Here is a 3,586-nt window from a genome sequence, read left to right on the forward strand (position 1 = left end):
CCATGTCTTCGCGAACGATCATCCAGTCCCGTTCGAGCTGAGACATCATTGTCGGCTTAGTGACAGCGCTGGCGTAGGGCGTCGGCGTCATTTCCTCCAAACGGAATCCGGAAAGCTCGTAGATGCGCTCGCTGACGGCTTCGGCAGTATTCTTCGCATCCAGATGCATTTTGTTCGCAGTGCCCTCGACGAGCATTTGGCCGGGAGCCGGATGGTGAAAGAAGAAGGCCTCGACGTGGTCAAACTCCTCAGGCCACTTCGACACGGCAATGATGGTCGAGTTCGCCCCCATGCACCGGCTGTAGATGCCGACACGCATGTCCTTCGTATCGGGCCTAGACTTCGAATAGCGGACCGATCCGACAACGTCGCGACATTCGAGCAGACCGATACCTGCTAGGCCGCCACTTCCCGCACCGCTGCGTCCGTGGTTCCTGATGTCATAGGTAATGATGTTGTAGCCTGCGTTGTGGAGATGCCTTAGCTCGGGCAGGAAGTTGACTTCGAAGCCGCCGAACATCGTGTTCCACGGCGCGATATGCCCCGGAAACCCATACCGATTGCACGGCATGGGATGGTTGATAATCAGAAGTCGGTCCGAGTTGGCCGGGATGAACCAGCCATCGAGAGGCACGCCGTCTAGTGACGGAAAAAATATGTCCTCATACTCCATTCCATATTCGTTCGGATATCGAAGAACCGGCGTGCGGGCTCCATGGGTGTAGAGCTGGGCATATTGCTCCACGATCGGATGGATCGTCCGCGAAACTGCAGCCCCCAGCGCTTCCGCCGCATTTCCGAGCACCGATGAGACGCTCGCGTCGTGTTCGCCGCTTTTTTGGTTCTCAGTCATAAAGCCTCCTATCTGGACATGAGGGTAGATAGCCACTGCATCGGCGGCTCGTTCTCGAAACGCATTCATCCCGATTGACAACGCGTCGAGCCGCCAACAGGAGCCATTCGAGCTGCCGGCTGCGGCGGTGCACGCGGTTGGCACCAGCGGGTGAAGGCTTCAATGATGGTCATATGCCCACCGCAGCATGGGCATGGCAGACGATGATCGGGCGGTTCATCGGGTTCGGGCTCCTCGATCGGCGCGGCAACGCCCAGCAGCCTGCGGGCGAGCGCCATGGCCTCCTTGTGCGTTGAACTGGCGAGCAGGCCGTAATGCCGGATGCGGTGGAAGCCGCGTGGCAGGACGTGGATCAGAAAGCGGCGGATGAACTCGTCGGTCGCCAGCGTCATGACCTGCTGGCGTTTGGCGCCATCGCGGCGATAATCTTTGTACCGGAACGTCACGCCGGTCTCGTCGAAGCCGAGGAGCCGCCGGTTCGAGATGGCAACGCGGTGCGTGTAGCGCGAGAGATAGGCCAGCACCGCCTGCGGCCCGGCGAAGGGCGGCTTGGCATAGACCACCCAGCGCTTCTTCCGGATCGGCGAGAGATGCCGCAGGAAGGCCTTGCGTGTCGCGAGGCCAGCCAAGGTGCTGAAGAAGGCCAGCTTGCCGGCATCGAACAATGCCAACAGGCGAGTGAGGAACATCCGGCGGAACAATGCCCCCAGCACGCGCACCGGCAGCAGGAAGGCGGGGCGCGACGAGACCCAGCGCGTGCCGTCCAGCGCGATGCCGCCGCCGGGCACGATCATGTGCACATGCGGATGGTGCGTCAGCGCCGATCCCCAGGTATGCAGCACAGCGGTGATGCCGATCCGCGCGCCAAGGTGCTTGGGATCGGCGGCGATGGTCAGCATCGTGTCCGCGGCGGCGCGGAACAGCAGATCATACACCACCGCCTTGTTCTGCCAGGCAATGTCGGCGATCTCAGCGGGCACGGTGAACACGACGTGGAAGTAGCCCACCGGCAACAGATCGGCCTCGCGCGCGGCCAGCCAAGTGCGCGCCGCCGCACCTTGGCACTTGGGACAGTGCCGGTTGCGGCACGAGTTATAGGCGATCCGCCAGTGCCCACAGTCGTCGCAGGCCTCGACGTGACCGCCCAGCGCAGCGGTGCGGCAATTCTCGATGGCCGTCATGACCTTGAGCTGGCCGAGGTTCAGATGCCCGGCATGGGCTGCGCGATACGCGGGCCCGGCGCTACGGAAGATATCGGCGACCTCGAGCGAGGCGCGCACCGGCTCAGCCGGGAGGAGCCACCTGCGGCTCGAGCAGCGTCGTCAATTTGTCCAGGGGACTGATGACCGCGCGCACCGTTCGAGTTGCGACCGTGGTGTAGAAAGCGGTGGTCTCAAGGTTCGCATGCCCGAGCAGAGCCTGGATGATCCGAATATCGACGCCGTCTTCCAACAGATGCGTGGCGAAGCTGTGCCGCAGAGTGTGAGGGCCGACCCGCTTTTTGATACCCGCAGCCTCGGCAGCATCGACAACGATCCTATGGAGCTGTCGCGTACTGAGCGGCTTGAGATAGTGCATGCCCGGGAACAGCCAGCCATCGGCGTGCATGACGCCTTGCTTGCGGCCAACCGTCCACCACTCACGCAAAAGGGCAAGAAGGTCAGCAGGCAGGAGCGCATTGCGATAACGCCCGCCTTTACCGCGCTCCACTCTCAGGAGCATGCGCTTGCTGTCGACATCGCGGACCTTCAGCATCGTGACCTCAGCGGCGCGCAAGCCAGCGCCATACGCAACGGACAGTGCAGCCTTGTGCTTCAGGCAGTTGGTCGCGCCGAGTAAGAGCACAACCTCGTCGCGGCTGAGGACAACGGGCAATGCGCGAGGGTTCTTAACCGTGTAGAGCTTGCGGGACAGATCCGGGCGATCAATGGTGTGGGTGAAAAAGAAGCGCAGCGCAGAAACGATGCTGTTCATGGTCGGGATCCCTATGCCCGCCTCGCGCTGTTCGACCTGGAACTGCCGGAGTTCTTCTACCGTCGCAGTATCGGGGGGACGCCCAAGATATGTGGCGAACCTCGCGACATGCCGCACGTAATCGAACTGGGTCTTCCGCGCGAACCGGCGCATGTTCATGTCTTCGATCATGCGCTGACGCAGCGAAGTGACGGGAGCATCAGACAGAATATTGGTCATGGTACGACTCCTTGGTTGAAAGGAGCCGGAATCGTCTGCCTACTCGGGCCAGATCTCAACTTAGACCCAGACCGCCGATCACTGGCCTGACCTCAAGGAAAGCACCACTCCCGCGGCAGCGGGTTCGTACTTGTCCCAATTTAAGCCGGAAGCTATGGTCTCATGGCGCGTCCAGGGGAGGCTGGCGTGCGTGCCGGCGCGAGTGATTTCGCTGCCTCGCGACGCACAAGGTCAATCCCCGTCGATTGCCCGCAGGATTACGGCCGACACCTTGCCGACATCGTCATTCAGGAAGTGGCCGCCGGGCAGCGCGATCCGTGTCACGTTGCGCGCGCTCGCGCTCCAAACGGGGCATAGGCTTTCCGGCTCGGTCTCGCCCTGGATACAGAGCGCGGGCGCCCAATCGAAGCGCCGGGCCGTGGGGACAGCCGGGCCATCATTGCCGAAGTTGAAGGCGCCGCCCGGCGTCGCCCGGAACGACAGCGTGTCCTGCGGGACGATGAGGGCCGCAAGCACGATGCGCTGCCGATCGGCGTGGGG

The 3,586-nt window shown here is 62.6% G+C and carries 4 protein-coding genes; all 4 read right to left on the minus strand.

What is annotated here, in order from left to right:
- On the minus strand, window positions 1–853 hold an 853-nt coding region (locus LH128_RS30275), incomplete at its 3' end, for an alpha/beta hydrolase family protein (RefSeq protein ID WP_008833510.1).
- 65 nt (window positions 854–918) lie between these two features.
- Window positions 919–2,133 (minus strand): IS91 family transposase, encoded by a 1,215-nt coding sequence (locus LH128_RS30280; protein WP_008833511.1) that lies wholly within the window; start codon window positions 2,131–2,133, stop codon window positions 919–921.
- A 4-nt stretch (window positions 2,134–2,137) separates the two neighbouring features.
- Window positions 2,138–3,046, minus strand: a complete 909-nt coding sequence (locus LH128_RS30285) for a tyrosine-type recombinase/integrase (RefSeq protein ID WP_008833512.1) — start codon at window positions 3,044–3,046, stop codon at window positions 2,138–2,140.
- Window positions 3,047–3,277: 231 nt separating this feature from the next.
- A partial coding sequence (locus LH128_RS30290; RefSeq protein ID WP_008833513.1) for an AcvB/VirJ family lysyl-phosphatidylglycerol hydrolase occupies window positions 3,278–3,586 on the minus strand: 309 nt, incomplete at its 5' end.

The organism is Sphingomonas sp. LH128 (assembly GCF_000293195.2).
GTDB lineage: Bacteria > Pseudomonadota > Alphaproteobacteria > Sphingomonadales > Sphingomonadaceae > Novosphingobium > Novosphingobium resinovorum_A.